Below are 1,051 nucleotides of genomic sequence, written 5' to 3' on the forward strand. Positions count from 1 at the left end.
CGGCCGTGCAGAGCCGCCTTGTACTCCAGCATGCCGACGAACGCGGACCATCCCGCGTCGTGCACGGACTTGGCGAGCCGGGTGCGGCCGAGGCCGGACACCGCGAGGTCTTCCACGTACACCGCTTGGTTGTCGCGAATGATCTGCGTGGAAACCTTGTGGTGGAAGTCCCGGCGCCGGTCGGCCACCCTGGCGTGCTGGCGTGCGACCTTGACGCGGGCCTTGGCCCGGTTCCTCGATCCCTTGGCCTTACGGGACAGCTCCCGCTGAAGACGCCCCAGCTTCTTCTCCGCCCGGCGCAGGAAGCGCGGGCTGCCGATCTTCCGGCCGTCGGACAGGACGGCGAAGGCGGACAGGCCGAGGTCGATCCCGGCGTCGGTTTCCAGGCCGGGGAGGATGTCCGGCTCGGTGTCGACGACGAAGCTGAGGAAGTACCGGTCGGCACTGTCTTTGGTGACGGTGAGAGAGGTCGGGGCTGCCGGCAGTCGGCGGGACCACGTGACCTTGAGGTTGCCGACCTTGGCCACGTACACCGTGCCGTCGTCCTGGAGGGAGAAGGCGTTGGTGTTGAGGCGGATGGACTGCCGGGTGTCCTTCTTCGACTTGTAGCGGGGAGGGCCGACCTTGCGGCCCCGCCGCTTGCCTGTGACCGAGTCGAAGAAGTTCTTGTAGGCGGTGTCGAGGTCCCGCAGGGACTGTTGCAGGATGACTGCCGACACGTCGGCGAGCCAGGCGCGTTCCCCGGTGCGCTTGGCCTGGGTGATGCGAAGCCGGGACAACTCCGCCGACTTCACGTACGGCAGCCCCGCCGCGTGCGCTTCCTTCCGGTCGCGCAGGCAGTCGTTCCACACCACGCGGGCACACCCGAACGCCCTGGCCAGCGCACGGCACTGTGCGGCGTCCGGGTAGGCCCGGTAGTTGTAGCGGAGCTGCATGTCCACGACTCTACGACGATTGGTCTTAAGGAGGGGCGGAACGATTACAGGCGGGGCGGACATGTTGTTTCGGCGATGCAGATGCATGTGCACTTGGTCTTCGTGACGAAGTACCG

General features: G+C 67.0%; 1 protein-coding gene. It reads right to left on the minus strand.

The genetic code is table 11. The features are described 5' to 3' along the window. Positions 1-935: RNA-guided endonuclease InsQ/TnpB family protein (locus AC51EU_RS30735; RefSeq protein WP_496270368.1), on the minus strand; the 935-nt coding region annotated here is incomplete at its 3' end. Between the last annotated feature and the right edge of the window lie 116 nt (positions 936-1,051).

Source organism: Candidatus Streptomyces philanthi (genome assembly GCF_059553635.1).